1 pseudogene is annotated in these 255 nt (G+C 63.9%); it reads right to left on the bottom strand.

The annotated features are described in order from the left end of the window. A pseudogene (locus tag SB751_RS32950) lies at window positions 1-228 on the bottom strand (hypothetical protein); the annotation flags it as partial. Window positions 229-255 lie beyond the last annotated feature (27 nt).

Here is a 255-nt window from a genome sequence, read left to right as displayed (position 1 = left end):
ATACCACGGCAGGAAACGCGCGGCGCCGGCGGGCCAGAAGCGGCGCAGCAACAGCAGCACGCACGCGATCGAACCCACCACGCGCATCGGCAGATTCTCGTTGGGCTGCGGGTCGACGAACGTCCACCAGAACCAGTACAACGGATGACCGAGCGCGCCAATCACGCCAACGGCCAGCACGCTGTAATCGGACACGTGGTAGGCGTCAATCACCCGCTGCTTCAACACGCGGATGCCTCCTGCAATGGCTCTCAT

It is taken from the genome of Cupriavidus sp. SIMBA_020, assembly GCF_046535395.1.
GTDB lineage: Bacteria > Pseudomonadota > Gammaproteobacteria > Burkholderiales > Burkholderiaceae > Cupriavidus > Cupriavidus campinensis.
Note: the sequence above shows the minus strand (reverse complement) of the source record. Positions and strands in the feature narration are given on the sequence as shown.